The sequence below is a fragment of the Acinetobacter towneri DSM 14962 = CIP 107472 genome (assembly GCF_000368785.1).
GTDB classification, from domain to species: domain Bacteria; phylum Pseudomonadota; class Gammaproteobacteria; order Pseudomonadales; family Moraxellaceae; genus Acinetobacter; species Acinetobacter towneri.
In genome coordinates, this window is sequence record NZ_KB849690.1 from 726,196 (window position 1) to 751,880 (window position 25,685).

At 42.9% G+C, this 25,685-nt stretch carries 24 protein-coding genes and 1 pseudogene; 22 read left to right on the top strand and 3 right to left on the bottom strand.

The features are described 5' to 3' along the window. The first annotated feature begins 251 nt into the window (after positions 1-251). Positions 252-1,442 (top strand): 2-methylaconitate cis-trans isomerase PrpF, encoded by a 1,191-nt coding sequence (gene prpF, locus F947_RS10680; protein WP_004975439.1) that lies wholly within the window; start codon positions 252-254, stop codon positions 1,440-1,442. 156 nt (positions 1,443-1,598) lie between these two features. Then, a complete protein-coding gene (locus tag F947_RS10685; protein WP_004975441.1) occupies positions 1,599-2,534 on the top strand; it encodes a polyprenyl synthetase family protein in 936 nt (311 codons plus the stop codon). Positions 2,535-2,658: 124 nt separating this feature from the next. Here F947_RS10685 and F947_RS10690 read toward each other — a convergent pair whose 3' ends face one another. Beyond that, positions 2,659-3,015, bottom strand: coding sequence for a hypothetical protein (locus F947_RS10690; protein WP_004975444.1), 357 nt, complete (start codon positions 3,013-3,015; stop codon positions 2,659-2,661). A 440-nt stretch (positions 3,016-3,455) separates the two neighbouring features. On the opposite strand from F947_RS10690, the gene ndhC reads away from it, so the two are divergent. The 16 genes and pseudogenes from ndhC to F947_RS14385 all read left to right on the top strand — a co-directional run bounded on the left by ndhC (position 3,456) and on the right by F947_RS14385 (position 20,332). After that, entirely contained in the window at positions 3,456-4,001 is a 546-nt protein-coding gene (ndhC, locus tag F947_RS10695; protein WP_004975445.1) for an NADH-quinone oxidoreductase subunit A, read from the top strand. 6 nt (positions 4,002-4,007) lie between these two features. Then, entirely contained in the window at positions 4,008-4,685 is a 678-nt protein-coding gene (locus F947_RS10700) for a NuoB/complex I 20 kDa subunit family protein (protein ID WP_004975447.1), read from the top strand. Between the two features lie 85 nt (positions 4,686-4,770). Further along, positions 4,771-6,558: an NADH-quinone oxidoreductase subunit C/D gene (gene nuoC, locus F947_RS10705; protein ID WP_004975450.1), complete on the top strand. Its 1,788-nt coding sequence runs from the start codon at positions 4,771-4,773 to the stop codon at positions 6,556-6,558. Positions 6,559-6,572: 14 nt separating this feature from the next. Continuing rightward, complete coding sequence (gene nuoE, locus F947_RS10710) at positions 6,573-7,082, top strand: NADH-quinone oxidoreductase subunit NuoE (RefSeq protein ID WP_004975451.1); 510 nt, start codon at positions 6,573-6,575, stop codon at positions 7,080-7,082. Next, entirely contained in the window at positions 7,079-8,416 is a 1,338-nt protein-coding gene (gene nuoF, locus F947_RS10715) for an NADH-quinone oxidoreductase subunit NuoF (protein WP_004975453.1), read from the top strand. The genes nuoE and nuoF overlap by 4 nt, the downstream gene beginning before the upstream one ends. An 11-nt stretch (positions 8,417-8,427) precedes the next feature. Then, the gene (gene nuoG / locus F947_RS10720) at positions 8,428-11,112 is read left to right on the top strand and encodes an NADH-quinone oxidoreductase subunit NuoG (RefSeq protein WP_004975455.1); all 2,685 of its coding nucleotides are present in this window, start codon (positions 8,428-8,430) and stop codon (positions 11,110-11,112) included. A 3-nt stretch (positions 11,113-11,115) separates the two neighbouring features. Beyond that, positions 11,116-12,135, top strand: coding sequence for an NADH-quinone oxidoreductase subunit NuoH (gene nuoH / locus F947_RS10725; RefSeq protein WP_004975457.1), 1,020 nt, complete (start codon positions 11,116-11,118; stop codon positions 12,133-12,135). An 18-nt stretch (positions 12,136-12,153) separates the two neighbouring features. Continuing rightward, positions 12,154-12,696, top strand: a complete 543-nt coding sequence (gene nuoI, locus F947_RS10730) for an NADH-quinone oxidoreductase subunit NuoI (RefSeq protein ID WP_004975460.1) — start codon at positions 12,154-12,156, stop codon at positions 12,694-12,696. After that, positions 12,696-13,214 carry an NADH-quinone oxidoreductase subunit J gene (nuoJ, locus tag F947_RS10735; protein WP_171062597.1) on the top strand — a complete coding sequence of 173 codons (519 nt, stop codon included), beginning with the start codon at positions 12,696-12,698 and terminating at the stop codon, positions 13,212-13,214. The genes nuoI and nuoJ overlap by 1 nt, the downstream gene beginning before the upstream one ends. Further along, the gene (nuoK, locus tag F947_RS10740; protein ID WP_004975463.1) at positions 13,214-13,522 is read left to right on the top strand and encodes an NADH-quinone oxidoreductase subunit NuoK; all 309 of its coding nucleotides are present in this window, start codon (positions 13,214-13,216) and stop codon (positions 13,520-13,522) included. Before nuoJ ends, nuoK begins: the two co-directional genes overlap by 1 nt. Then, positions 13,519-15,414, top strand: a complete 1,896-nt coding sequence (nuoL, locus tag F947_RS10745) for an NADH-quinone oxidoreductase subunit L (protein ID WP_004975467.1) — start codon at positions 13,519-13,521, stop codon at positions 15,412-15,414. The genes nuoK and nuoL overlap by 4 nt, the downstream gene beginning before the upstream one ends. 1 nt (position 15,415) lies before the next feature. Further along, positions 15,416-17,029, top strand: a complete 1,614-nt coding sequence (gene nuoM / locus F947_RS10750) for an NADH-quinone oxidoreductase subunit M (RefSeq protein ID WP_004975471.1) — start codon at positions 15,416-15,418, stop codon at positions 17,027-17,029. Positions 17,030-17,032: 3 nt separating this feature from the next. Next, the gene (gene nuoN / locus F947_RS10755; RefSeq protein ID WP_004975473.1) at positions 17,033-18,526 is read left to right on the top strand and encodes an NADH-quinone oxidoreductase subunit NuoN; all 1,494 of its coding nucleotides are present in this window, start codon (positions 17,033-17,035) and stop codon (positions 18,524-18,526) included. Between the two features lie 126 nt (positions 18,527-18,652). Beyond that, positions 18,653-19,288 carry a uracil phosphoribosyltransferase gene (gene upp, locus F947_RS10760; protein ID WP_004975475.1) on the top strand — a complete coding sequence of 212 codons (636 nt, stop codon included), beginning with the start codon at positions 18,653-18,655 and terminating at the stop codon, positions 19,286-19,288. Between the two features lie 81 nt (positions 19,289-19,369). Next, a complete protein-coding gene (locus F947_RS10765; protein ID WP_004975478.1) occupies positions 19,370-19,663 on the top strand; it encodes a cold-shock protein in 294 nt (97 codons plus the stop codon). An 86-nt stretch (positions 19,664-19,749) separates the two neighbouring features. Next, positions 19,750-20,332: pseudogene (locus tag F947_RS14385) on the top strand (cold shock domain-containing protein). Positions 20,333-20,366: 34 nt separating this feature from the next. Here the strand turns inward: F947_RS14385 and gigC are convergent. Further along, positions 20,367-21,248 carry a LysR family transcriptional regulator GigC gene (gigC, locus tag F947_RS10780; RefSeq protein ID WP_004975482.1) on the bottom strand — a complete coding sequence of 294 codons (882 nt, stop codon included), beginning with the start codon at positions 21,246-21,248 and terminating at the stop codon, positions 20,367-20,369. Between the two features lie 84 nt (positions 21,249-21,332). Here gigC and F947_RS10785 point away from each other — a divergent pair, with 84 nt between their 5' ends. Then, positions 21,333-22,094 (top strand): ferredoxin--NADP reductase, encoded by a 762-nt coding sequence (locus F947_RS10785; protein ID WP_004975484.1) that lies wholly within the window; start codon positions 21,333-21,335, stop codon positions 22,092-22,094. Positions 22,095-22,220: 126 nt separating this feature from the next. Further along, entirely contained in the window at positions 22,221-22,478 is a 258-nt protein-coding gene (locus tag F947_RS10790) for a hypothetical protein (protein WP_154648284.1), read from the top strand. Between the two features lie 235 nt (positions 22,479-22,713). Here F947_RS10790 and F947_RS10795 read toward each other — a convergent pair whose 3' ends face one another. After that, on the bottom strand, positions 22,714-23,136 hold the full coding sequence (locus tag F947_RS10795) for a hypothetical protein (protein ID WP_004975486.1): 423 nt from the start codon (positions 23,134-23,136) through the stop codon (positions 22,714-22,716). A gap of 201 nt (positions 23,137-23,337) precedes the next feature. Between F947_RS10795 and F947_RS10800 the strand changes: the two genes are divergently transcribed. Both F947_RS10800 and F947_RS10805 read left to right on the top strand, forming a co-directional pair. Continuing rightward, positions 23,338-23,616 (top strand): hypothetical protein, encoded by a 279-nt coding sequence (locus tag F947_RS10800; protein ID WP_004975487.1) that lies wholly within the window; start codon positions 23,338-23,340, stop codon positions 23,614-23,616. Positions 23,617-23,870: 254 nt separating this feature from the next. Then, positions 23,871-25,592, top strand: a complete 1,722-nt coding sequence (locus F947_RS10805) for a mechanosensitive ion channel (protein ID WP_004975489.1) — start codon at positions 23,871-23,873, stop codon at positions 25,590-25,592. The last annotated feature ends 93 nt before the right edge of the window (positions 25,593-25,685 follow it).

The following is a 25,685-nucleotide window of genomic DNA, read 5'->3' on the forward strand; positions in this document are numbered from 1 at the left end:
CAATAATGAAATAAATTTATGATAAATATTAAAATATTTTATGGTTTTTATTTGTATAAAAGATAAGTGAATCAATATATTAATTTTATTTTTGCCTTATAAATCAAGATGACTGGTTAGGGTAAAATTTACCAAATGTTGTTTTTTTATACTTAAGTCAAGACCGCGATACCTTTTGAATAAAAACCGTTATGATGCAAAAGGGTCTTTTTATATGGCCATAACAATCAAAAAACAAGGGAATAAAATTCATGCGTTTTGCACCACAAGTTAAAATTCCAGCGACTTATATGCGCGGCGGTACCAGTAAAGGCGTATTTTTTAAACTTGATGATTTACCTGCAGCGGCACAGCAGCCAGGCAAAATTAGAGATCAAATTTTATTACGTGTGATTGGCAGTCCAGACCCTTATGCCAAACAAATTGATGGAATGGGTGGTGCAAGCTCGAGTACCAGTAAAACCGTAATTTTAGCCAAAAGCACTCAACCCGATCACGATGTCGATTATTTGTTTGGGCAAGTTTCGATTGATCAGCCATTTGTAGATTGGAGTGGCAACTGCGGTAACTTAACGGCTGCAGTCGGTGCATTTGCGATCAGCAATGGCTTGGTTGATGCCAGTAAAATTCCAGAAAATGGCATTTGTACCGTACGTATTTGGCAGAAAAATATTGAAAAAACCATTATTGCGCATGTTCCAATGACGCATGGTCAGGTGCAGGAAACGGGTGATTTTGAGTTGGATGGCGTGACTTTTCCTGCCGCAGAAGTACAAATTGAATTCTTAGACCCTGCCGATGATGGCGAAGAAGGTGGGGCAATGTTCCCAACTGGAAATGTGGTGGACACTTTGCATGTGCCAGATATTGGAACATTCCAAGCGACCTTTATTAATGCGGGTATTCCAACAATTTTCCTAAATGCAGAAGAAATTGGTTATACAGGCACAGAACTGCAAGATGCAATCAATGGTGATGCACAAGCTTTGGCACGTTTTGAAACCATTCGCGCTTATGGTGCTAAACAAATGGGGCTGATTCAGGAAATTGCTGAAGTTGAAAAACGTCAGCATACGCCAAAAATTGCCTTTGTTTCTGCGCCAAAAAGTTATGTATCTTCAAGTGGTAAACAAATTCAGGCTGAGGACACCGATTTATTGGTACGTGCATTGTCGATGGGTAAATTACACCATGCCATGATGGGCACAGCAGCAGTCGCGATTGGTACAGCCGCAGCTATTCCGGGAACATTGGTCAACTTGGCTGCGGGCGGGGGTGAGCGTGAAGCTGTACGTTTTGGACATCCATCAGGTACGCTTCGTGTGGGTGCGCAAGCCGTGCAGGAAAATGGACAATGGCAAGTCAAAAAAGCTGTGATGAGCCGTAGTGCACGTGTATTAATGGAAGGTTGGGTGCGTGTACCTGCGGAAACATTAGAATAAGTTTTGCTTCGAACAGACCCTAATTAACTAAATGCAGCCTCTATTTCGATAGGGGCTTATTTATGGCTGAAATGTTATATCAGTTCAGTTAAGGCTTAAAAAACTTTGAATTACAGGTACAATGCTGCAACACAGGCAGCTTACTGCTTATTAGACATGAACCAACAACTCGAGGCGAATGTGTCATCACTTCACGATTTACAGGCGCATGCATTAACCGCAGCCCAACAACGTATTCAGCAAGACTTGCTTACCGCTTTAGAGGCTTTTGCATTGCCAGAACCGTTAAAGTCTGCCGTGCATCATGCCGTCATGTTGGGTGGTAAGCGTGTTCGTCCTGCCTTGTGTTATGCCACCGCAGCGTTAAGACCGAATCAGAACTTTGCTGCGGTACGCCGCGCTGCGGTTGCGATTGAACTAATTCACTGCTACTCATTGGCACATGATGATTTGCCATGTATGGACAATGACTTGTTGCGTCGTGGGCAACCAACTTGCCATGCGGCGTATGGTGAAGATACTGCATTGTTGGCAGGCGACATTTTACAGTCGATGGCATTTGAAATTTTAGGCAGTCGTTTGTTTGATCAGGCTGTTGCAGTAGATCAAGGCATTGTGCTCAAACAGATGCAAATTTTAGCCACCGCTTCTTCAAAAATGGTCTGTGGTCAGGTTTTAGACTTGCAGTCTGAAGGTAAACAGGTGGATCAGGCGACTTTGGAAAATATCCACCGTAATAAAACAGGGGCGTTAATTTCTGCAGCGGTGATGATGGCAGCTGTGACCGTGTTTGATGGGCGAGATAAAGCGATTCCACAATTGCGTGAATATGCGCAGGCAATTGGTTTAGCCTTTCAGGTACAAGACGATATTTTAGATATTATTTCGGATACTGAAGTGTTAGGTAAAACTGCGGGGAAAGATGAACAAGTTGAAAAGTCGACCTATCCTGCACTCATGGGCTTGGAAAAAGCACAGGCTTATGCACAAGAATTGCACGATCAAGCCTTTGCTGCATTGGCATATTTTAAAACTGATACCGTCTTAGAGTTACAGCAGATTTCAGAGTTTTTATTGTCACGTAAAAGCTAAATTATTTTAGATGTGGTTCTTGTGATAATAAATACTCAAAAGCGAGCAGATGCTCGCTTTTTTGTGCTTTATGAAAGTGTTAGCTGTTTTAAGCGACACACTTTAATGCAGATTCTATACGGCTTTATTCTTGCAGCGTTGCATCAGGTGGCAAAATTACTTTGCCTTGTTTTAAGCTGTCTAAAGCCTCACGGTTAAAATCTACCAATAAAGAATTGTTTTGTGGATCAATCGCATAACGGCTAATTAATTTTTGATCGCCTTGTAAGGTTTCAAGGCGGTATTCATCTGCAATATTCATAATGCCGTCTAAATTAATGGTGGCAGATGCTTTGTCTTGGCGAAATAACTCGTAAATATCACGCAGGTCAAAAATTGCATTTTGTGCGTCAGGATGTTTTTCAAAATAATTTTGCAAATGACGAATAAATAATTGCGCAAACATAAAGTAATTTGGTTTGTGGGTATAGTCTAAGCTCATGTGTTTACTCCTTATTATTCAAATTTTTAATGCTTACTAGGAATAGCACACTCTGGGTGAAAAATTAAAGAAACTCAGGGTCTAAGTTGCAAAAACTACACAAAATTTTGTGCGGCTTAAACTAAGCTGAAACCTGAAGTTGCGATGATCTCTCTATAAATTTAAAAACTTTGCAACGAACCGCTCAATTGGTGTTTTGGAAAAAATAATCACAACTGACTTATCTATTTGTTAAAGCGATTAAGAGCCCTACGGAGTAGTGGAATTCTAAAATATCAAGTATTTGAATAAAAAATCATCCGAAAGACTAAGACTTATGAACTAGCAAGTGAAATCATAAATCAGGTACAATTGGCGTGATTAATTTTGTGTTTGGTGTATTTGAAGGCCAATACATACATTCTTTGTTAATAAATAGGCCTGCCAGGAGTTATCCCCGCATGAGTGCCATTACTCCATACGAATGGGCAATTATTGCCTTCGTGATCGGCGTTACATTTTTATGCGTCTTTATGCTTACCGTTCCTTTACTCCTTGGGGGTAAATCATGGGGGCGTGCGAAGCAAGAGCAGTTTGAGTCGGGTGTTGTAGGTGCTGGTGGAGCACGTATCCGCTTATCTGCAAAGTTCTATTTGGTTGCAATTTTCTTCGTTGTTTTCGACTTAGAAGCACTTTATCTATACGCATGGGCAGCTTCTGTTCGTGAAGTAGGTTGGGTGGGCTTTGCAACAGCTGCTGTATTTATTTTAGTTTTACTCGTTGGCTTAATTTATGAATTATCAACTGGTGCGCTGAACTGGGCTCCATCTGATAAGCGTAAAGCAGCAGGGATTAAACCTAAAATTGGTTCGCCAAATATGGATCTTGCAGAAATCACACGCTTTAACTCAATTGAAGAATTGGTAACGGACCCTACCGGTCAAATTCCAGCTCAATCCTCTGGTCGTGTAAAAAAATCTGCGACTACCTCATCTGACAAGGAGTAACTCGGGATGAAATATACCTTAACCCGTGCGAATCCCGATGCTGATCAATATCCACTTCAAGAGCGTCAGATCGTAACCGATCCGCTTGAAGAAGAAGTGAATAAAAATGTGTTCATGACTCGTTTAGAGGACTTGGCACATACAGCAGTAAACTGGGGACGTAAGAACTCAGTTTGGCCGTTTAACTTTGGTACATCGTGCTGCTACGTAGAGTATGCAACTACCTTAACAGGTGTGCATGACTTGTCACGTTTTGGTGCAGAAGTTATTCGTGCTTCACCGCGTCAGGCAGACTTGATGATTGTTGCAGGTACGTGTTTTGTGAAAATGGCACCTGTAATTCAACGTTTGTACGAGCAAATGCTTGAGCCTAAGTGGGTAATCTCAATGGGCGCATGTGCAAACTCAGGTGGTATGTACGACATTTATTCAGTTGTGCAAGGTGTGGATAAAATCATTCCTGTGGATGTGTACATTCCGGGTTGCCCACCACGTCCTGAAGCATTAATCCAAGCATTGATGTTATTACAAGACCAAATTCAATTAGAGCGTCGTCCGTTGTCTGCGGTGATTGGTGATGATCTTAAGCCAGTATATAAGCCGAAGATGATGCCAGAACGTGACCGTAAGAATGCGCAGCGTATTGCGGTGAAAAACTTACGCTCTATGGATGAAATTAAATAATTTAAACGTACAAATATTGATGCACCCGACGGGTGTAGTTGTCGTTTAGGTTGACTGAATTTGTATTAAATAGGAAGCCAAGCCAATGGCTGAAACTGACATTGCTATGCCAGAATCAACAGCAGTTGATTCACGCCCAGCATTTGCAATTGTAGAAGAGCTCAAAACCAAATTTGGTGAGAACTTCTACGTGCAAACGACTTTTGAAGATTTTCCAACAGTCTGGGTTGAGCGCGCACGTGTACAAGAAGTTTTAATGTTCTTGCGTACAGTGTCACGTCCATACGTGATGTTGTTCGACTTGTCTGCGGTAGATGAGCGTTTGCGTACTCACCGCGATGGTCTACCTGCGTCTGACTTTACTGTGTTCTATCACTTGTTATCGCTTGAGCGTAACACGGACATTCGTATTAAAGTTGCGTTGAATGAGAGCGATCTCAACATTCCAACAGCAACCAACATTTGGCCAAATGCCAACTGGTACGAGCGTGAAGCTTACGATATGTTTGGTATCAACTTCGAAGGGCATCCAATGCTTCGTCGTATCTTGTTGCCAACATACTGGGAAGGTCACCCGTTACGCAAAGAGTATTCTGCACGTGCAACGGAATATACACCGTATATGCAGAACCAAGCCAAACAAGACTTCGAGCAAGAACACCTTCGCTTTGTGCCTGAAGATTGGGGCTTAAAGCGCGGTAATAAAGACGAAGACTTCATGTTCCTGAACTTGGGTCCTAATCACCCATCTGCGCACGGTGCGTTCCGTGTAATTTTGCAGTTGGATGGTGAAGAAGTGAAAGACTGTGTGCCAGATATCGGCTATCACCACCGTGGTGTGGAAAAGATGGCTGAACGTCAAACTTGGCATTCATTCATTCCTTATACTGACCGTGTGGACTACTTGGGTGGTTGTGCCCAAAACATGCCGTATGTGATGGGTGTGGAACAACTGGCGGGCATTACTGTGCCAGACCGCGCACAATGTATTCGTGTCATGATGTCGGAATTATTCCGTATCAATAACCACTTATTGTTCATTGGTACTGCAATTCAGGATGCGGGCGGTATGACCCCTGTATTTTATATGTTCGCAGACCGTCAAAAAATCTACGATGCGATTGAAGCCATTACGGGTTACCGTATGCACCCAGCATGGTTCCGTATCGGTGGTACCGCACACGACTTACCAAACAACTGGCAGCACCTGATTCGTGAAATCTTGGAGTGGATGCCAAAACGTATGAATGAATACTACACAGCGGCATTACGCAACTCGGTATTCATGGGTCGTACGCAAGGTGTAGCGCAGTATGATGCGAAATCTGCCTTGGCTTGGGGTGTGACAGGTACTGGTTTACGTGCAACAGGTATCGACTTTGACGTGCGTAAATACCGTCCATACAGTGGTTATGAGAACTATGACTTCGAAGTACCTGTAGAGTACGAAGGCGATGCTTACGCACGTGTACTGGTTCACTTCCGTGAAATCGAAGAGTCATTGAAAATCATCAAACAATGTCTAGATAACATGCCATCTGGTCCATATAAAGCAGACCATCCATTGGCTGTTCCACCACCAAAAGACAAGACATTACAAGATATTGAAACCCTGATTACGCACTTCTTAAGCGTGTCTTGGGGTCCTGTAATGCCTGCTGGTGAAGCATCTGTAATGGCAGAAGTGGTGAAAGGTGCATCGAATTACTACTTGACTTCAGATAAGTCAACGATGAGTTACCGTACCCGTATTCGTACACCAACTTTCACGCATTTACAGCAAATGCCTTCTGTGATTAACGGCAGTCTGGTATCTGACTTAATCATTTATTTAGCGACCATTGACGTCGTAATGGCAGACGTGGATCGCTAAGGGGTAAACGCATTATGATGATTTTGACTGATAAAAAGCCACGTGTGAATGTTGAAGGGATTTTGACTGCGGAAGAAATCCATGAAATTGAACATCACATTGGTCATTATCCGTACCCACGTGCAGCATCTTTAGATGCCTTGAAGTGTGTACAGCGCCGTAATGGCTGGGTAGATGATGCGCAGTTAAATGCGATTGCACAGCTTCTAACCATCAGCGTTGCTGATTTAGAAGGTGTCGCAACATTCTATAACCGTATTTATCGCCAGCCTGTAGGTCGTCACGTGATTTTATTGTGTGACTCGATTGCATGCTTTTTGATGGGTGCAGAAACACTTGCAGAAGCATTCCAGCGTGAATTAGGCATTCAGTTTGGTCAAACGACTGCAGATGGTCGTTTCACGTTATTGCCAATTTGCTGTTTAGGAAATTGCGATAAGGGTCCAACCTTGATGATTGATGAAGATACTCACGGTTTAGTTGAGGTGACATCGGTGCAACAGTTATTGGAGAAGTATGTATGAATACCGAACCAAGACCAATTTATGGTGACGGTAACCCAGAAACGCATCCATTAACTTGGCGTTTAAGCAAGCAAGAGCACGTGCGTAATGCAGATGATTACGAAGCACTAGAAGGCTATGCAGGCTTTAAGAAAGCGATTTCTATGCCGCCTAAAGATGTGCTTGAAGTCATTAAAGCTGCGACAGTGAAAGGTCGTGGTGGTGCAGGCTTCCCAGCAGGGATCAAATGGTCACTGATGGCACCAAACGACAATTCAGGTCCACGTTACCTGATTTGTAATGCCGATGAGATGGAACCGGGTACTTTCAAAGACCGTTTGTTGATGGAAAAACTTCCACACCAACTGATTGAAGGTATGCTGATTGCTGCGTACACGCTTGAAGCAACCCACGGCTATATCTTTATTCGTGGCGAATACATCGAAGCTGCACAGTACTTAAATGAAGCGATTGAGCAAATTCGTGCCAAAGGTTATTTGGGCGAAAACATTTTAGGTACTAACTGGGGCTTTGAACTATACGTGCACACGGGCGCAGGTCGTTATATCTGTGGTGAAGAAACCGCATTGATTAACTCGCTTGAAGGTCGTCGTGCTAACCCACGTACTAAACCACCATTCCCGCAAGTTGCAGGGGCATGGGGTCGTCCAACGATTGTCAACAACGTAGAAACCTATAACAACTTACCTGCAATCATGTTGCGTGGTGCAGAGTGGTATATCGGTTTATCTGCAGGTAAATCGAAAGACCCTGGCACAAAAATTTACGGTGCTTCTGGTAAGGTGAAATTCCCAGGTCTATGGGAGCTTCCATTTGGTACGACTGCACGTGAAGTAATTGAAGACTATGCGGGTGGCATGCGTGATGGCTTGAAGCTAAAAGCATGGTTACCGGGTGGTGCATCTACCGACTTCTTGGCAGCAGAACACATTGACTTGCCTATGGATGCAGAAAGCATCATGAAGGCAGGTTCACGTTTAGGCACGTGTTTGCTTATGGTGGTCGATGAAACCCAATGTATGGTTTCTGCAACCCGTAACTTAGAAGAATTCTTTGCGCGCGAATCATGTGGTTTCTGTACCCCATGTCGTGATGGTTTACCGTGGGCTGTAAAAGCACTTAAAGCAATTGAAAATGGCGAAGGGAAAGAAGAAGACATTCAACATCTTCAAGAACTCACCAAAAAATTGTGGATTGGTAAGACCTTCTGTGCTCACGCACCAGGTGCGATGGAGCCATTAATGGGCGCACTCAAATATTTCCGTGGCGAATTTGAAGCAAAAGTGGCAAATAGCCGTCCTGCTGCTCAAGCTAGCAACGTAGAACAAGCTTAAGGAATTCGACTATGGCTACAATTCATGTCGATGGAAAATCGTACGAAGTCAATGGCTCGGAAAACTTGCTGCAAGCATGTTTGAGCCTTGGGATCGACATTCCGTACTTTTGTTGGCATCCATCCTTAGGTTCTGTCGGTTCTTGCCGTCAATGTGCCGTGACCCAATATGCGAACCCTGAAGATACTCGTGGTCGCTTGGTGATGTCATGTATGACACCTGCTGCTGACAATACCTATATCTCGATTGAAGACAAGGAAGCAACTGAGTTCCGTGCTTCAATTGTAGAGTTCTTGATGACCAACCACCCACACGACTGTCCAGTCTGTGAAGAAGGTGGTCACTGCCATTTACAAGATATGACTGTAATGACGCAGCACGATCGTCGTCGTTACCGCTTTACCAAACGTACTCACTATAACCAAGAGCTTGGTTCGTTCATTGCGCATGAAATGAACCGTTGTATCGCGTGTTATCGTTGTGTGCGTTACTACAAAGACTATGCAGGCGGTACAGACTTTGGTGTCTATGCCAACGCATCACGTGTTTACTTTGGTCGTCCTGAATCAGGTACTTTGGAATCTGAATTCTCGGGTAACTTGACTGAAGTCTGTCCAACAGGTGTATTCACCGACAAAACTCACTCTGCGCGTTATAACCGTAAGTGGGACATGCAGTATGCGCCTAGCGTATGCCAAGGCTGTTCTTCAGGTTGTAACATCTCTCCGGGTGAGCGTTATGGCGAATTGCGTCGTGTAGAAAACCGCTTTAACGGTGAAGTCAACCAATACTTCCTATGCGATAAAGGTCGATTCGGTACAGGTTATGTGAACCGTGAAGATCGTCCACGTCAGCCTCAGTTCCGTAACGGTGCGAGCGTAGAAACCGTTTCTGTAGATGCTGCACTTGATACGATTATTGCCAAAGTTCAAGGCAAAAAAGTTTTGGGTATTGGTTCACCGCGTGCATCGCTTGAATCAAACTTTGCTTTGCGTGAGTTGGTTGGCCAAGACAACTACTCAACAGGTTTATCGCAAAAAGAGCAAAACTTGGTTGAACTTGCAGCTTCAATCATGCAAACCGAAGGGATTTACAACCCGGGTATGCGTGAAATTGAAGACTACGATGCTGTGTTAATTTTGGGTGAAGATTTAACCCAAACTGCACCACGTATGGCGTTGTCTGTTCGTCAAGCGGCGAAAAACAAAGCCAAAGAAATGGCGGCAGAGCGTCGTACGCCAGATTGGTTGGCTGAACCTGTGCAACGTATTGCGCAAGATGCAAAATCACCAATTTACATTTTGGCTGCAACGCAAACTCGTTTAGCTGATGTCGCAACAGGTGAAGTGGTTGCTTCTCCAAATGATATCGCACGTTTAGGTTTTGCCATTGCTGCTGCGGTTGCAGGTGACGTGATCACAGGTTTAGATGACGATGCGAAAGCATTTGCACAAACCATTGCTGACACGTTAAAAGCTGCGAAAAAACCATTGGTGATTTCAGGTACAAGCTTACTAGACGCTGCCATTATGGAAGCGGCTGCACAAGTGGCACAAAACTTGGGTGAAAACGCAGGTTTAAGCTTAACTGTGCCAGAAGTGAACTCAATGGGCTTGGCTATTTTTGGTGGTCAAAGCTTAGAGCAAGCATTTGCGCAAGATTACGATGCTGTGATTGTGGTTGAAAATGACTTATACCGTCGTTTACCTGCAGCACAAGTTGATGCAGCTTTAGCGAAAGCACAAGATGTCATTGTGTTAGATCATGCTGAAACTGCAACTGTGCAAAAAGCCAACATCGTACTTTCTGCAGCAAGCTTCGCGGAAGGTGATGGTACGGTGGTGAGTCAGGAAGGTCGTGCACAACGCTTCTTCCAAGTTTATGACCCAAGCTACTACAAACCTGAATTGGCGATTAAAGAATCTTGGCGCTGGTTACACGCACTTGAAACAGGCTTAAAAGGCAAAGCAATTGCTTGGACTGTTTTAGATGACGTGATTGAATCTGTAGTGAAGAATGTTCCAGCACTTGAAGCAATTCAAGATGTTGCACCAGATGCAGGTTTCCGTGTACATGGCTTAAAAGTTGCGCGTGAACCACGTCGTTACTCAGGTCGTACCGCTATGCGTGCACCGTTATCCATTCACGAACCAAAACAACCTGTCGATGTAGATTCAGCATTAACATTCTCTATGGAAGGTTATGTGGGTAATCAAACGCCAGCGGCACTTGTACCATTTGCTTGGTCTGCAGGTTGGAACTCGCCACAAGCTTGGAACAAATTCCAAGACAACGTGGGTGGTCACTTAAAAGGTGGTGACGCAGGTATTCGTTTATTCGACCGTTTGGCGAAACGTCCTGCACGTAGCTATGTTGCACCTGCACCAGTACTTGCTAATCCAGACAGCTTCCGTTTAATTCCAATGCATCACATTTTTGCATCGGGTGAATTTACGGTGAAAACACCTGCAATGGAATCACGTATTCCTGAAGCAGTATTTGCTGTAGGTACGCAGGATGCGCAGCGTTTGAATCTACAAGATGGTCAAACAATTACTGTACAAGCAGGCGAAACATCTATCGTGTTGCCAGTACAAGTGATTGAATATTTACCTACAGGTTATATTGGCTACCCAATTGGTCTTGCACCAACGGTATCTCTTGCAGAGCCTGTTTCAGTCGCGGTAGGAGTGTAATTCATGCAACAAGAATTAATCCGTCAGACGCCGCTGTGGGCTGAGAACTGGCCAATTGCCTATTCAGTCATTCAAGCGATTGTCATCTTACTGGTTGTGGTATTGATTGCTGCACTCATGTCTTTTATTGAGCGTCGTTTACTGGGCTTATGGCAAGACCGTTATGGTCCGAACCGTGTAGGTCCAGGCGGTATGTTCCAGATTGTTGCCGACATGCTGAAAATCATGTTCAAAGAAGACTGGACACCAAAATTTGCCGACAAACTTACGTTCCGTATGGCACCAGCAGTTGCAATGGCAACTGCGGTACTGTCGTTCATGGTTATTCCTGTATCACCTTATTTAGGTGTGGCAGACATGAGCATTGGCCTGTTGTTCTTTATGGCAATGGCAGGTATCGCAGTGTATGCGGTGTTATTCGGTGGTTGGTCATCAAATAACAAATACGCCTTGCTTGGTGGTTTACGTTCAGCCGCGCAAACCATTTCTTATGAAGTGTTCTTGGGTATTTCACTCATGGGTGTGGTTGCAATTGCAGGCTCATTCAACATGCGTGAAATTGTTGAAGCGCAACGTGATGTTTGGTTTGTGATTCCACAATTCTTAGGTTTCTTGATTTTCGTGGTTGCAGGTGTTGCGGTAACTCACCGTCACCCATTTGACCAACCAGAAGCAGAACAAGAATTGGCTGAAGGTTATCACGTCGAATATGGCGGTATGAAGTGGGGGATGTTCTTCGTTGCAGAATATGTCAACGTGGTACTGATCTCTGCGCTTATCGTGACTCTATTCTTCGGTGGATGGCTAGCGCCGTTTAACCTTGAAATTCCATTCATTCCAGCAGCTTTCTGGTTCATTATCAAAACAGCATTCTTTGTGATGATGTTTGTCTTGGCTCGTGGTTCTTTAATGCGTCCGCGTTATGACCAAGTGATGAACTTTGGTTGGAAAATTTGCTTGCCATTGGCGCTTGTTAACCTTTTGGTAACTGGTGCTGTGATTCTTATGAATCATTCGGCCTAAGACAGCAGGGAGAACAATATGTTTAAGTTTCTAGCTGGGTTTGGGTCAATTGTACGTTCACTGTGGATGGTTTTCTCACACGTGACACGTAAACGTGACACCATTTTGTATCCGGAAGTGCCAGCCGAAGAAATTGTACCTCCACGCTTCCGTGGTCGTATTGTGTTAACACGCGATCCAGATGGCGAAGAGCGTTGTGTAGCATGTAACCTCTGTGCAGTTGCCTGTCCAGTTGGTTGTATTTCACTGCAAAAAGCAGAACAGGAAGATGGTCGTTGGTACCCAGAGTTTTTCCGTATCAACTTCTCACGCTGTATTTTCTGCGGTATGTGTGAAGAAGCATGCCCAACGACTGCAATTCAGTTAACACCTGACTTCGAGTTAGGTGAATATGTGCGTCAAGACTTGGTGTATGAGAAAGAACACTTACTCATTTCAGGTCCTGGTAAATATCCTGACTACAACTTCTACCGTGTAACGGGTATGGCTGTTACAGGTAAAGACAAAGGTCAAGCGCAACGTGAAAGCGCACCTATTGATGTACGGAGTCTATTACCATGATGTGGCCGTTTTACTTGATGGCACTCGTGGCCATTGTTTCTACGGTTCGTGTAGTGACTAACGCGAACCCAGTACATGCTTTATTAAGCTTGATCGTGTCATTACTTGCGGTTGCAGGCATGTTCATGATCGTGGGTGCACCATTTGCTGGTGCCTTGGAAATCATTGTTTATGCGGGTGCGATCATGGTCTTGTTCGTATTCGTGGTGATGATGCTCAACCTTGGTCAGCAAACTGTTGAGCAAGAGCGTAAATGGTTGACTTCATCAACTTGGGCATACCCAGCTTTGATGAGCTTCCTAATTGGTTTGGTTTTAGTGTGGTCATTAAGCTCAGACTACACTGCACCAAGCGCGCTTATGGGCACCGAAATGGTGGGTCCAAAAGCAGTGGGTCAAGCACTCTTTACTCAGTACTTATTGTTGGTTGAAGTTGCCGCAATGTTATTACTTGCAGCTTTGGTTGCAGGCTTCCACATCGGTAAACGTGAACCAAGTGCAGAAGAGGAAAAAGAATAATGGGCAACATCCCTTTAGAACATGGTTTGATTGTCGCGACCATTCTTTTTGCACTCGGTTTTTACGGTGTGATGGTGCGACGCAACCTACTATTTATTTTAATGGGCCTTGAAATCATGATGAACGCTGCGGCATTGGCGTTTGTCTTGGCTGGTAGTGCATGGGTACAACCAGATGGTCAGATCATGTTTATCCTGATCTTGACACTTGCTGCGGCAGAGGCGTGTATCGGTCTTGCGATCGTCCTTCAGTTCTATCATCGCTTCCATCATTTGGATGTGGATGCTGCTAGTGAGATGCGCGGATGAGTTATTTATATCTAACAGTATTGTTTCCGCTCATTGGTTTTATCCTTTTAGCGGCAGGGCGTAACAACTTACCTGAAAAAGTTGCTGCGATTATTGGCGTAGGTTCAGTGGGTCTGTCTGCATTATTTGCGCTAATTGCAGGCATGGACTTTGTGAACAACGGTTCGGTTGCAACGACTCAACATTTATGGACTTGGTTCAATGTGGGTGGTTTTGCACCTGCGTTTAGCTTGCACTTAGACGGTTTATCTTTGCTCATGCTGGGCATGATTACAGGCGTGGGTTTCTTAATTCACATCTTTGCATCATGGTATATGCGTGGTGAAGAAGACTTTGCACGTTTCTTCTCTTACTTCAACTTGTTCGTTGCGAGCATGTTGTTGTTGGTACTTGGCGATAACTTGGCGTTATTGTTCCTAGGTTGGGAAGGTGTAGGTTTGTGCTCTTACTTGCTGATTGGTTATTACTACCAAAACCCTGCAAACGGTTTTGCAGCAATCAAAGCATTTACCGTAACACGTGTGGGTGACGTTTTCCTACTGATCGCGTTGTTCTTGTTGTATCAACAATTTGGTACGTTGAACACACAATACATCGTAGAAAATGCAGCCAATGTAATGACTCAAAGCTCGTCGATCACCATTTGGACAGCGTTAATGTTGTTCTTGGGTGCTGCGGGTAAATCTGCACAAATTCCGTTGCAAACTTGGTTAGCCGATGCTATGGCAGGTCCTACACCTGTATCTGCATTAATCCACGCTGCAACCATGGTAACTGCGGGTGTTTACTTATGCTGCCGTATGTTCAGCGTATTTGAACTTGCACCTGAAGTGATGTTATTCATTTCAATTACAGGTGCTGTGACCTTGCTAGTTGCTGGTTTTGCAGCATTGGTTCAAACCGACATCAAACGTATTTTGGCTTACTCAACTATGAGTCAGCTGGGTTATATGTTTATGGCAGTTGGTGCAGAAGCATACCAAGCGGGTCTATTCCACATGTTAACTCACGCATTCTTCAAGGCATTATTATTCTTGTCTTCTGGTGCGGTGATTTTGGCTTACCATCACGAACAAAACATTTTCAAAATGGGTGGCTTGTTCTACAAGAACAAATTCCTGTTTGCATGTTTCGCGATTGGTGGCGGTGCATTGGCAGCGATTCCATTCTTGACCATTGGTTTCTTCTCAAAAGACGCTATTTTGGCAGCAGTTTGGACGCAAAGTCATATCGCAGGTATTTCGCTATATAACACCTTATATTGGGTGGGTGTAGCAGGTGCATTCTTAACGTCAATTTATACATTCCGCTTAATTTGGGTTGTATTCTTTGGTAAAGAAAACACACCGTATCACGAGATCAAAGGCGCAACTTACTGGTTCCCATTGGCAGTGCTTGCAGCACTTTCAACTGGTTTAGCGATTGTATTAAAAGCGCCAGTGATGAGCATTCTTGATGCTGCAAAAATCCCAGCATTTGTGATTCCTGAAGCATTAGAAGCAGGTGCACATGGTGCAGAGTATGTTGCAATTGGCGTGGCTTTGGCTGGTTTAGCTGTAGGCGTGGTGTTATTTGCCTTTGCTTACAACGCTGTAAAAGGTTTCGCGCAAACTTCATTGGGTGCGGGTCTTGCCAATATTTGCCGTAATGCACTTGGTTTCGATGCGTTGTATGACATCGTATTTGTAAAACCATACTTGCTGATTGCCAAACTATTAGGTCGTGATCCAGTGGATGGTATGTGGTTAGTACTGCCTGCACTGGTGAAAGGTGGTCATAGCTTCACAAGTTCACGTCAAACTGGTTCATTACGTGAGTACGCATCGAGTATGGCACTTGGTGTGGTGGTCTTACTAATGATCTTGATCGTGATTCAGGTCGTGGGGAAATAAGATGGATACTCCAAACAATTTAATTCTACCCGCGCTGATCCTTGTTCCGTTCATTGCAGGTTTTATTTGCTGGTTGGTCGATAAACTCGACGATAAATTACCGCGTTACATTGCTTTAGTGGGCATGCTCGTTACTTTGGGCTTAACTGTCGCATTGTGGCAAGGTGCTAGCTATAACTATGAATTAGGCGCTCAAGTTCCAACTTGGTCGGCTGAATTTATGCTGCCTTGGATTCAAACCCTAGGCATCAACATTCACTTAGCGGTGGATGGCTTATCTTTACTCATGGTGGGTTTAACTGCATTACTGGGTATTTTAGCGGTAGGCTGTTCATTTGGTGAGATTCAAAAGAACGTCGGTTTCTTCCACCTTAACCTTTTATGGTCTTTGGGTGGGGTAATTGGCGTATTCCTTGCGATTGACTTGTTCCTGTTCTTCTTCTTCTGGGAGATGATGCTTGTACCAATCTACTTCCTGATTGCGTTATGGGGTCATAAAGGTTCAAATGGTCGTTCACGTGTTTACGCTGCAACCAAATTCTTTATCTACACGCAAGTTGCTGGTTTAATCATGTTGATTGGTATCTTAGGTCTAGTGATCTATGGATACATGATGTCAGGTACTATTTCATTCAACTACAACTATTTATTGGCTGTAGCGAATACACTTGACGCACAATTACCAGCAGTCGCTTATGCCTTCATGATCTGTTTATTCATCGGTTTTGCGGTAAAACTTCCAGTTTTCCCATTACACGGTTGGTTACCAGATGCACACGCACAAGCGCCTACAGCGGGTTCTGTCGACCTTGCAGGTATTTTGATTAAAACTGCGGCATACGGTTTATTACGTTTCGTGATTCCATTCTTCCCAGCGGCTTCTGCTCAGTTTGCAGACATCGCCATTATTTTGGGTTTAATTGGTGTGTTCTACGGCGCGTGGTGTGCTTTCCAGCAAACCGATATGAAGCGTTTACTTGCCTATACCTCAATTTCGCACATGGGCTTCGTATTACTTGCAATTTATGCAGGTAATATCCTGACTTACCAAGGCTTAATGATCATGATGTTGGCACATGGCTTGTCATCTGCTGCATTGTTCATTATGTGTGGTCAAATTTACGAGCGCGTACATACACGTGACATGCGTTTAATGGGCGGTATTCGTGGTCAATTCCAATACCTTTCATTCTTCCTGATGTTCTTTGTGGCAGCGTTAGTTGGTATTCCTGGTTTAGGTAACTTTATTGGTGAATTCCTGATTTTAATGGGTTCATTTGAACAGTTCCCAGCCTTCACAATTATTGCGGCAATCAGTTTAGTTTTTGCAGGTGTTTACGGTTTAATCCTGATTCACAAAGCCTTATTTGGTGTACCAAATGAAGAGCAAAAACAACACTATGCAAATCCGTTAAAAGATTTAAATGCACGTGAAGTTGTGATTCTTTCAATTTGTGCGCTGGGTCTAGTATGGCTTGGTCTGTATCCACAAACCTTCCTTGATATTTCAAATTCAAGTATGGCGTGGTTAGCAAATAGCTACATCCCAGTTCAAGAAGTAGTTGAAGTTACACAAGAAGTAACAGCTCAACTCGAAAATGTGGAGATCCAATAAGCCATGAACTTCACAATGTCATTTTCTGAGCTTATGCCTTTAGCTCCTGTGATGATCGTGGCTTTAACTGCGATTATCGTGATGATCCTTACTGCAATTAAGCGTAACCATAACTTAATTGCTACAGCATCAGTGGTGGGCTTGAACCTCGCTGCGGCTTACCTTTTACTCATGATGTTTGGCGGGAATTTTGCTCCTGCCAGCGTGATGGGCATGTTTATGATTGATCCGTTCACCTTGTTATATCAACTGGTGATTCTGATCGCTGCATTGGCATGTTCTACTTTGTCACATGCGTATATTGAAACGTATAAAGACAACCGCGAAGAACTCTACATCTTAATGTTGTGTTCAGTGGCGGGCGCTATGTTGATGGTGTCAAGTTCGCACTATGCATCGTTCTTCATTAGCCTTGAATTAATGTCAATTCCTTTGTATGGCTTATTGGCATATACCCACCAGCGTTCTAAATCTTTAGAAGCGGGCGTGAAGTACTTGGTATTGTCTGCAACTGCTTCAGCAATGTTGCTTATGGGTATGGCGTACATTTATGCATACACAGGTTCATTGTCGTTCTATGACTCTGTGCAAGCATTAATGCAAAATATCCAACAGCCATTGGTGATTTTAGGTTTAGGCTTAATTATCTTTGCGGTGGCATTTAAACTATCTTTGGCACCATTCCACAAATGGACACCAGACGTTTATGACGGTGCGCCTGCACCAATCGCAACCTTCCTTGCGACTGCAGCGAAAGTAGCAACCATTGGTTTGTTCGTGCGTTACATTTTGGGTTCAGGGGCAATCCTGATCGACTCGATTGTAACTATCATGACCATTATTGCCGTGCTTTCAATTTTGGTGGGTAACTTCCTTGCTGTACGTCAAGTGAACTTGAAACGTATTTTGGCTTACTCATCAATTGCACACTTTGGTTATTTGTTGATTGGTTTGATCAGCATGACTTATGCAAGCTTGGGTAATGTCAGCGTTTATGTGATTACCTATGTCTTGACGACTATTGGCGCGTTTGGTGCAGTGGCATTAATGTCTAGCCCATACAACAACGTAGCAGAAGCTGAAAGTTTGGCTGACTACCGTGGTTTGTTCTGGCGTCGTCCAGTATTGACTGCTGTATTAACCGTGATGATGCTTTCTCTTGCAGGTATTCCATTAACTGCAGGCTTCATTGGTAAGTTCTTGGTGGTGATGGCTGCGGTAACGACTCAGCACTGGTTCTTAGCTGCGATGATCATCGTGGGTTCAGGTATTGGTTTGTACTACTACTTGCGCGTTATGGTGGTGATGTATATGACACCGCCAGACGAACCAAAAATGGATGCTGTCGATCATTGGGGTCAAAAAGTGGGCGGTATTATGGTATTGGCTGCAGCTTTAGCGGTATTGGTGATTGGTGTTTATCCAGACCCAATTATCAAAATTGCACTTGAAGCTGAAATTTTGTCACCAATCCATTTCATGCTGTCACAGCAATAATTTGAAAGAAGTTTAACTTTCAGTCAAAAAGCCTTCATAAATTGAGGGCTTTTTGGTTTATATACACAATAAAAACAGCATATAATAAAAGGATATTTGCTTTTCTTTCCTTTTAGGTGTTCTCCCGTGGCTATTCATGAAATCCGACATCCGCTTATTCGTCATAAATTAGGGCTATTACGTCGTGCTGATATCAGCACCAAAAACTTCCGTGAATTGGCACAAGAAGTCACCATGTTGCTGACTTATGAAGCGACCAAAGATTTGCCTATGGTCGAGCACGAAATTGCGGGTTGGAATGGTGCAGTCACTGTAGACCGTATTGCGGGTAAAAAAATTACGGTTGTGCCTATTTTACGTGCAGGTATTGGCATGTTAGATGGTTTCTTAAACTTGATTCCAAGTGCCAAAGTGTCTGTACTTGGCTTGGAACGTGATGAAGAAACTTTAGAAGCGCGTACGTACTACAAAAAATTAGTACCAGATGTACAAAACCGTATTGCGATGATTATTGACCCTATGCTTGCCACAGGTTCATCTTTAGTGGCAGCGATTGATTTGCTCAAAGCCAGTGGTTGTAAAGACATTCGTGTGATGGTTTTGGTTGCAGCGCCAGAAGGCATTCAACGTGTAGAAGCCGCGCATCCAGATGTGGTGATCTTTACTGCATCGGTAGATGAAGGTTTAAACCAAGATGGTTATATTGTGCCTGGCTTGGGTGATGCAGGCGATAAAATTTTTGGTTCAGTGCAAAAAGATTAAGCCGAATGTCGGTGAAAAAGAGGCATTAACTGCCTCTTTTTTATATACTCATATAAAGTGCAGCTCGTAAAAGGTTAAGCCATGAAATCTGAACAATATCAAGGGAAAATCAAACAATATAATGCCGAAAAAGGCTATGGATTTATTGCCGCACCTGAAGGTGAAGTGTTTTTCCATATCTCGGATTTTCCTGCGGCTGAAGGCGAGCCAAAGCGCAATGATCGCGTTAAATTTAATGTGGTTCAAAATGGTGATCGTTATAAAGCCATTAATATTGAACCTGTAGAAGATAAATCCAAAAAAGCAAAAAAAGCCAAAGCGGTTGCTGCGAATACGTCGATTACGTCTGCATTGTTATCAAACTTAAAGCGTTAGTTTTAAATGTTTTCATGCACAGAAAAGAGGCATTCTCGCCTCTTTTTTTGTACAATAATCAAAAATTAACGTGAAAAGAGTAATTTATGTTTTTAGAAGGGAAAATAAAAACTTATAACGAAGAACGAGGCTTTGGTTTTATTCAAATAGAAGGAGAGCCTAAAGATTTATTTTTTCATATTAAAGATTTTCCCAATAAAAATCTGCCACTAAAAGTGGGAGAAAATCTAAAATTTCGTAAAGTAGAAGAAAATGGCAAGTTCAAAGCAGATAATATTGTCCGTCTAGATATTAAGGTTGCAGTCGAAAGGCATACACCTCAATCAAGGGCAATTCATACGACAAAGCAGAATCATAAAAGACAGCAGAAGTCTGAAAATAACTCCATCCAATTTTGTTACTTATATTGGTATATTGATTATATTCGGCTTGGCTTATGCAGTATTTAATAAGTACCAAGCTTGGCAAAATAGTCAGCCTGAAGCTTTATCAGTACAAAAAGTAGTAGAAGTTCCTGTTGTTGAACAGAACTTTACTTGTGATGGGCGTGAGCACTGTAGTCAAATGACGTCTTACGAAGAAGCATTATTCTTTATACGAAATTGTCCAAATACTAAAATGGACGGTGATGGTGACGGCATACCGTGTGAGAGTCAGTTTAATCGCTAAAAAAAGAGTACCATCATCGGTACTCTTTTATAAACTATTTCGCGTCGCAAAACTTCATAAATGCCTTTAAGCCAGGCCCTTGGTATTTCTGACGATGCACCAACATGAATAACGGGCGCGTCAGTTGCCAGAAAGGTGTATCTAAAATCACCAATTGACCTTTTTCTAGTAAAGGTTCAATCGCCAATCGTGAAATACACGACATACCAATCCCACCTGCGACAATTTTTAAAATCGCTTCGTTATGACCCAAAGTTAAACGAATATTGGCATCAGGCAGGTCTTTTAAAATTGCATTGTCAAACACTTCACGGGTACCTGAACCTTCTTCACGTAAAATCCACTCGGCATCTTCAAAATCTGCAATGCTTAAAGCACGGTTTAACTGCGCTAGAGGATGACTTGGCGCACAGCACACTGCAAGTTCATCATCACGCCAATGAATACATTGGAGTTGGGGTAAGTGACAAGAGCCTTCTATCAAGGCTAAATCTAGCTGAAACTGATTCACAGCTTCAATCATTTGGCGGGTATTGCCCACTTGTAATTGTAAATGCGCCTGTGGTTGAATTTGCAAAAAGTCTGCCATTAAATCAGGCATCAAATAGTCACTAATGGTGAGAGTTGCGCCTAAACGCAAATCAATACTTTGTAGCTCACCTTTAGCGGCTTGCTCAAATGCTTCACAACGACCCAAAATTTCTAAGGCTTGTGGCAATAAAAAACGACCCAAATCATTTAGTTGTAGACGCTTACCCAAACGGTCAAACAGTGGAGCACCCAAGCCATCTTCCAAATCTGCTAAGGCCATGCTTGCAGCACTTTGGGTGAGCTTAACGGCATCACTGGCTTTGGTTACTGTCCCTTCTTGGGCAACTGCTACAAAAACCGCCAACTGGCGTAAAGTCATGCGCATGAATCAAGCCTTAACATTTAAAAATATTCATAAATTACCCCAACATGCTAACATGAGCACAGTCTTTCATGCCACGCTCAAATCATGTCAATTGAAAAATTTACTTTAGAAAAAGTGCTTTCGGTTCATCGTTGGACCAACACCTTGTTTAGCTTCACCATGACCCGACCTGCGCATTTTAAATTTACCGCAGGACAGTTTGCACGTATCGGGTTAAAAGTGGGCGATGAATTGGTGGTACGTGCTTATTCGGTGGTGTCATCACCCTTTGATGAAACTTTAGAGTTTTTTTCAATTGTCGTGCCAGATGGTGCGTTTACTTCTAACTTGCAGCACCTTCAAGTGGGCGATGAGCTGTACTTGGAAAAAATCCCGTATGGTTTTTTGACCTTGGCGCGTTATCAATTGCCTGCACCACATGATTTATGGTTATTGGCTACAGGTACAGGTCTTGCACCATTTTTATCCATGCTGCAAGATTTTGAAACGTGGACAAAATATCAACGTATTTATTTGGTTTATAGCGTGCGTACTGAAGCCGAATTGGCTTATGTCGATAAAATTCACGAGATTGCCGAAACTTTTGGCGAAGGGCATTCGGGCTTTAAATTTATCCCAATTATCACCCGTGACCCTCAGGCTGCTTTGCATGATCGTTTACCTGTATTAATTGCAAATGGCGAATTGGAACAGGCTGCAGGCAGTGTACTCAACCCTGAAACCAGCCATGTGATGTTATGCGGTAACCCTGCCATGGTTGATGATACCAAAGAAGCCTTAAAAGCACGGGGTTTAAGCATGAATCGCCGCGGGGAAGGTAATATTGCTGTTGAAAATTATTGGTGAGGATGTGATGCAGCTATTTAAATAACCACTGTTTAAATTTATGGACAGTATAGGCTTCATGTTTCATATTGTTAGTTTATGATCATCAACTTAATGTAGAAGTTGGAAAGTGTTGGTGTTTGTCTTGTGTCAATTATGTTTGCTGCGGGCAAAGTCAAATATTTAAACTTGCGTAGTCAGCTTGGTTTGCATGGCGGCAGTTTGCAAAAAAAATGCAATTTGAAAGTGCTGAATGGAGCAGATGTATTAAGAAAAAATTGGCTCAATCCGTGCGGAAGATACCTCTTTTTTAGAAAATCAAAGTTCAGCAAAGCTCAACCATTGCAAGGCAGGCGCTTGAATATGAAAAATATAACGCTAGGTCGTTGGGTGCTATACGTCTAATAAAATACAATTTTTTGTAAATATTAGGTGCGTTTTACGCTGTTTTTGGCTGCCTAAATCAAGTTATAAAATAAATCTATTTTCACAATTCACTAAAATTTATTTTTTAATGTAACTTTCATCATGCATTTAAAAACCTCATCTAAAACGTTGCAGATGAGGCTTTTTACTTTGTACGATTTCTGTTTGAAAACAGCTTTTGAGAGCAAAGCTTGAAAGTGATTTTTTAAAGAGATTAATGCACAAACATATCCATATATTCGCGGATTTCCTGAATCGCGCTATCGACGTCGCTACTTAGCCAAGTCGGTTCAAAAAAGCCTGCATAATGCTCTAAGCGTTCTTGTGGAACCACCAAACGCACAGGACATTCTTCTTCAAGTAAGCGCCACGGTAAAATTGGCACTTCATTATCCAGAAATGCAGCAATGTTGCGAATATCAATGATCATAGCATTTACACAATCTGGAAATGGCATGACCGAAAATTCTTCGGTACGACGACGGAAATATTCCAAATCGCCCCATTTGAGCAGATAGCTGGGCTTGCTAAATTCAATAATACCAATGAGATGCCCATCACGGGTATAGTGCAAGGCACATTGATGAGTGACGTCAGTGTCAAGATCAAGCGATACACTTTGTTGACGATACGCCATAAAGTTCAAAGTACACAAAAAAACGGTACGTGATTATAGCGCATTTCCCCGTGAGAGGCAGCTTTGTCGATATTGGGCAACATAGGTGGTACTTGAGGTATATTACATCTTTTCACCATCTTGCTATGTATTGTCACACAATAAGCGTGAGGAGCTTGTTAGTATGAAAATTCATCAGATAAATACATAAGTGAGGGGAACATGCCGCATGATTTCAATAAACCACCTCATGTAAACTCAGCTGAAGACATTAAGCGAAAAAAACGTATTCCAGTCTATATGCTTCTACTGGTGGGAATCTTTTTATTGGCATTGCTGATTTACATGATGGCGGATCGCAATCCGAGTCCGAGCGAAGCACCTCCTGGACATCCTAATCCAACCGTACAACAAGCAACGCCAAATAGCACGACAACGGGCACAGCTGGAGATGAAGCACGTGCAGAGGACAGCAATACTGCAACAGCAACAGATCGGTAGTTTAGCCTAAGCGTCAAAAAATCGTATTTACAAATTCAGCCTTGCCTAGATGCAGGGCTTTTTTGTGGATTTTCACAAGGTTTATTGTCCCTCCTTTGTAGAATTGTTGCGATTCTGCATCCCAAGGTTGAATAAAAAATATGCAAATTCTATGGTGGGTAGAGCTTTACTCAATAATTTGAATCGATAAAAAGCAGTTTTGCGCTGTAGTGCAAACCTAAAAATGAAGCTAATCACCATGAGGATTAAACAAGATGAATGATTATTTTAATGGGAACCTACATGGCAGAGGTTTTGATGCCATGTATTATTGGGAGCAATTTCAACCCATTTTAGCTGCAGTCGCAATTTTACTTGTCGGGTGGGTGATTGCATTATTGGTTGCGGGTGGAATTAAAAAGGTTCTACAAAAATTAGGTACCGATCAAAAATTATCAAATGCAACGGGGCATCGTTCAAATATTGAAGTGATTGTGTCGCGGGTCGTGTTTTGGGTGATTTTAATTATTGCGGTCATTGGTGCGCTGAATGTGTTGAATCTGACCAGTGTCAGTGGGCCATTCAGTAATATGATTCAGCAGTTCTTACTGTTTATTCCTTCTTTACTGGCTGCTGTAGCCGTTGCTTTTATTGGGTGGATTTTGGCAAATCTGGTCAAAGTGGGGATGCAAAAACTGTTGGCACGTACTCAGTTGGATGAAAAACTCAGCGCCGATGTGGGTGTGAGTGGCTTAAGTCAAAATATCAGTGAAATTGTTTATTGGCTGATTTTATTGCTGTTCTTGCCAATTGTGCTGTCAATTTTAGGCTTAAACGGTCTGTTGTTCCCTGTGCAAAACATGGTGAATGAAGTTGTGCTGTATTTACCGAACATCTTCATTGCAGGCGTGATTGTTTTTGTCGGATACATTCTGGCAAAAATTGTTCGTGGCATTGTCGAAGGTTTATTAGGCAGCCTGAATATTCAACAGCATGCTGAAAAAGTTGGCATTTTTAAAAATTCAAATTTACCTAAATTACTCGGTTCGTTTGTTTTCGCCTTGGTGATCATCACCGCCTTGATTATTGGTTTTGAGGCACTTGGAATTGAAGCCATTTCGCAGCCTGCGACAGCCATGCTGTATGAAATTATGAATGCGATCCCGCATATTATTGCGGCAGGTCTGATTCTTATTTTGGCTTATGTGGTGTCGCGTTTTGTAGCCAATATTGTGGTGGAAGTGGTTGCAGGTACAGGAGTCGATGATATTCCTGCCAAACTCGACTTACAGCGCTTTTTAGGTACGACTAAAATTTCATGTGTAGTCGGTTATCTGATTGTATTCTTTACCATGCTATTTGCGGTATCTGAAGCGGCGAACCGTTTGGGCTTTGATCAAGTCAGCGGCTTGATTGCCATGTTTATCCAGTTTGGTGCAGATATCCTGTTGGGTGCTGTCATTTTGGTGGTGGGTTTCTGGCTCGCGAATTTGGTCGCCAAAGTGGTACAGCGCGGTGAATATAACAGCTCACGTTGGTTGGCAAACTTAGTCCGTATTTTAATTATGGGTTTGGTGGTTGCCATGGGCTTACGCGCGATGGGTATTGCAGACTCGATTGTGAACTTGGCCTTTGGTTTAACTCTCGGTTCTGTTGCAGTGGCTTTCGCACTTGCCTTTGGTTTAGGTGGTCGTCAACCTGCAGAGCGTGTGTTAACTGATTTGATTGATAAAGCTAAACGTGAGGCAAATCAACCGAATCCTTTGCACAAGACAGAAACGGCAACGTCAGCATCAAGTGTGATGACACCTATTGTATCTGAGCAGCCGCAAGCGTCTGTAAGTGATGTGACTACAACACCTGAAGCGGCAACTGATCATGCAGTGCCAGATACCTTAAAGGTTGATCCTGAACATCCACCAGTCAACAACCCATTTGGTTCGACAGGTGAGGCTGAACCAGATGTTGATGAACATCCAAAAAATGACCCGAAATAACCTGTTCAAATTTTGATTTGAATCGCTAAGATGATCGACCAATCACCGTATTGGTCGATTTCTTTTCGGTATTCATTAAAAAAGAGGAAACGA

Bases quoted from the DNA above. Each gene is read 5' to 3' on its own strand.
- prpF (WP_004975439.1), top strand. From the start codon at position 252: ATGCGTTTTGCACCACAAGTTAAAATTCCAGCGACTTATATGCGCGGC.
- F947_RS10685 (WP_004975441.1), top strand. From the start codon at position 1,599: ATGAACCAACAACTCGAGGCGAATGTGTCATCACTTCACGATTTACAG.
- F947_RS10690 (WP_004975444.1), bottom strand. From the start codon at position 3,015: ATGAGCTTAGACTATACCCACAAACCAAATTACTTTATGTTTGCGCAA.
- ndhC (WP_004975445.1), top strand. From the start codon at position 3,456: ATGAGTGCCATTACTCCATACGAATGGGCAATTATTGCCTTCGTGATC.
- F947_RS10700 (WP_004975447.1), top strand. From the start codon at position 4,008: ATGAAATATACCTTAACCCGTGCGAATCCCGATGCTGATCAATATCCA.
- nuoC (WP_004975450.1), top strand. From the start codon at position 4,771: ATGGCTGAAACTGACATTGCTATGCCAGAATCAACAGCAGTTGATTCA.
- nuoE (WP_004975451.1), top strand. From the start codon at position 6,573: ATGATGATTTTGACTGATAAAAAGCCACGTGTGAATGTTGAAGGGATT.
- nuoF (WP_004975453.1), top strand. From the start codon at position 7,079: ATGAATACCGAACCAAGACCAATTTATGGTGACGGTAACCCAGAAACG.
- nuoG (WP_004975455.1), top strand. From the start codon at position 8,428: ATGGCTACAATTCATGTCGATGGAAAATCGTACGAAGTCAATGGCTCG.
- nuoH (WP_004975457.1), top strand. From the start codon at position 11,116: ATGCAACAAGAATTAATCCGTCAGACGCCGCTGTGGGCTGAGAACTGG.
- nuoI (WP_004975460.1), top strand. From the start codon at position 12,154: ATGTTTAAGTTTCTAGCTGGGTTTGGGTCAATTGTACGTTCACTGTGG.
- nuoJ (WP_171062597.1), top strand. From the start codon at position 12,696: ATGTGGCCGTTTTACTTGATGGCACTCGTGGCCATTGTTTCTACGGTT.
- nuoK (WP_004975463.1), top strand. From the start codon at position 13,214: ATGGGCAACATCCCTTTAGAACATGGTTTGATTGTCGCGACCATTCTT.
- nuoL (WP_004975467.1), top strand. From the start codon at position 13,519: ATGAGTTATTTATATCTAACAGTATTGTTTCCGCTCATTGGTTTTATC.
- nuoM (WP_004975471.1), top strand. From the start codon at position 15,416: ATGGATACTCCAAACAATTTAATTCTACCCGCGCTGATCCTTGTTCCG.
- nuoN (WP_004975473.1), top strand. From the start codon at position 17,033: ATGAACTTCACAATGTCATTTTCTGAGCTTATGCCTTTAGCTCCTGTG.
- F947_RS10765 (WP_004975478.1), top strand. From the start codon at position 19,370: ATGAAATCTGAACAATATCAAGGGAAAATCAAACAATATAATGCCGAA.
- gigC (WP_004975482.1), bottom strand. From the start codon at position 21,248: ATGCGCATGACTTTACGCCAGTTGGCGGTTTTTGTAGCAGTTGCCCAA.
- F947_RS10785 (WP_004975484.1), top strand. From the start codon at position 21,333: ATGTCAATTGAAAAATTTACTTTAGAAAAAGTGCTTTCGGTTCATCGT.
- F947_RS10795 (WP_004975486.1), bottom strand. From the start codon at position 23,136: ATGGCGTATCGTCAACAAAGTGTATCGCTTGATCTTGACACTGACGTC.
- F947_RS10800 (WP_004975487.1), top strand. From the start codon at position 23,338: ATGCCGCATGATTTCAATAAACCACCTCATGTAAACTCAGCTGAAGAC.
- F947_RS10805 (WP_004975489.1), top strand. From the start codon at position 23,871: ATGAATGATTATTTTAATGGGAACCTACATGGCAGAGGTTTTGATGCC.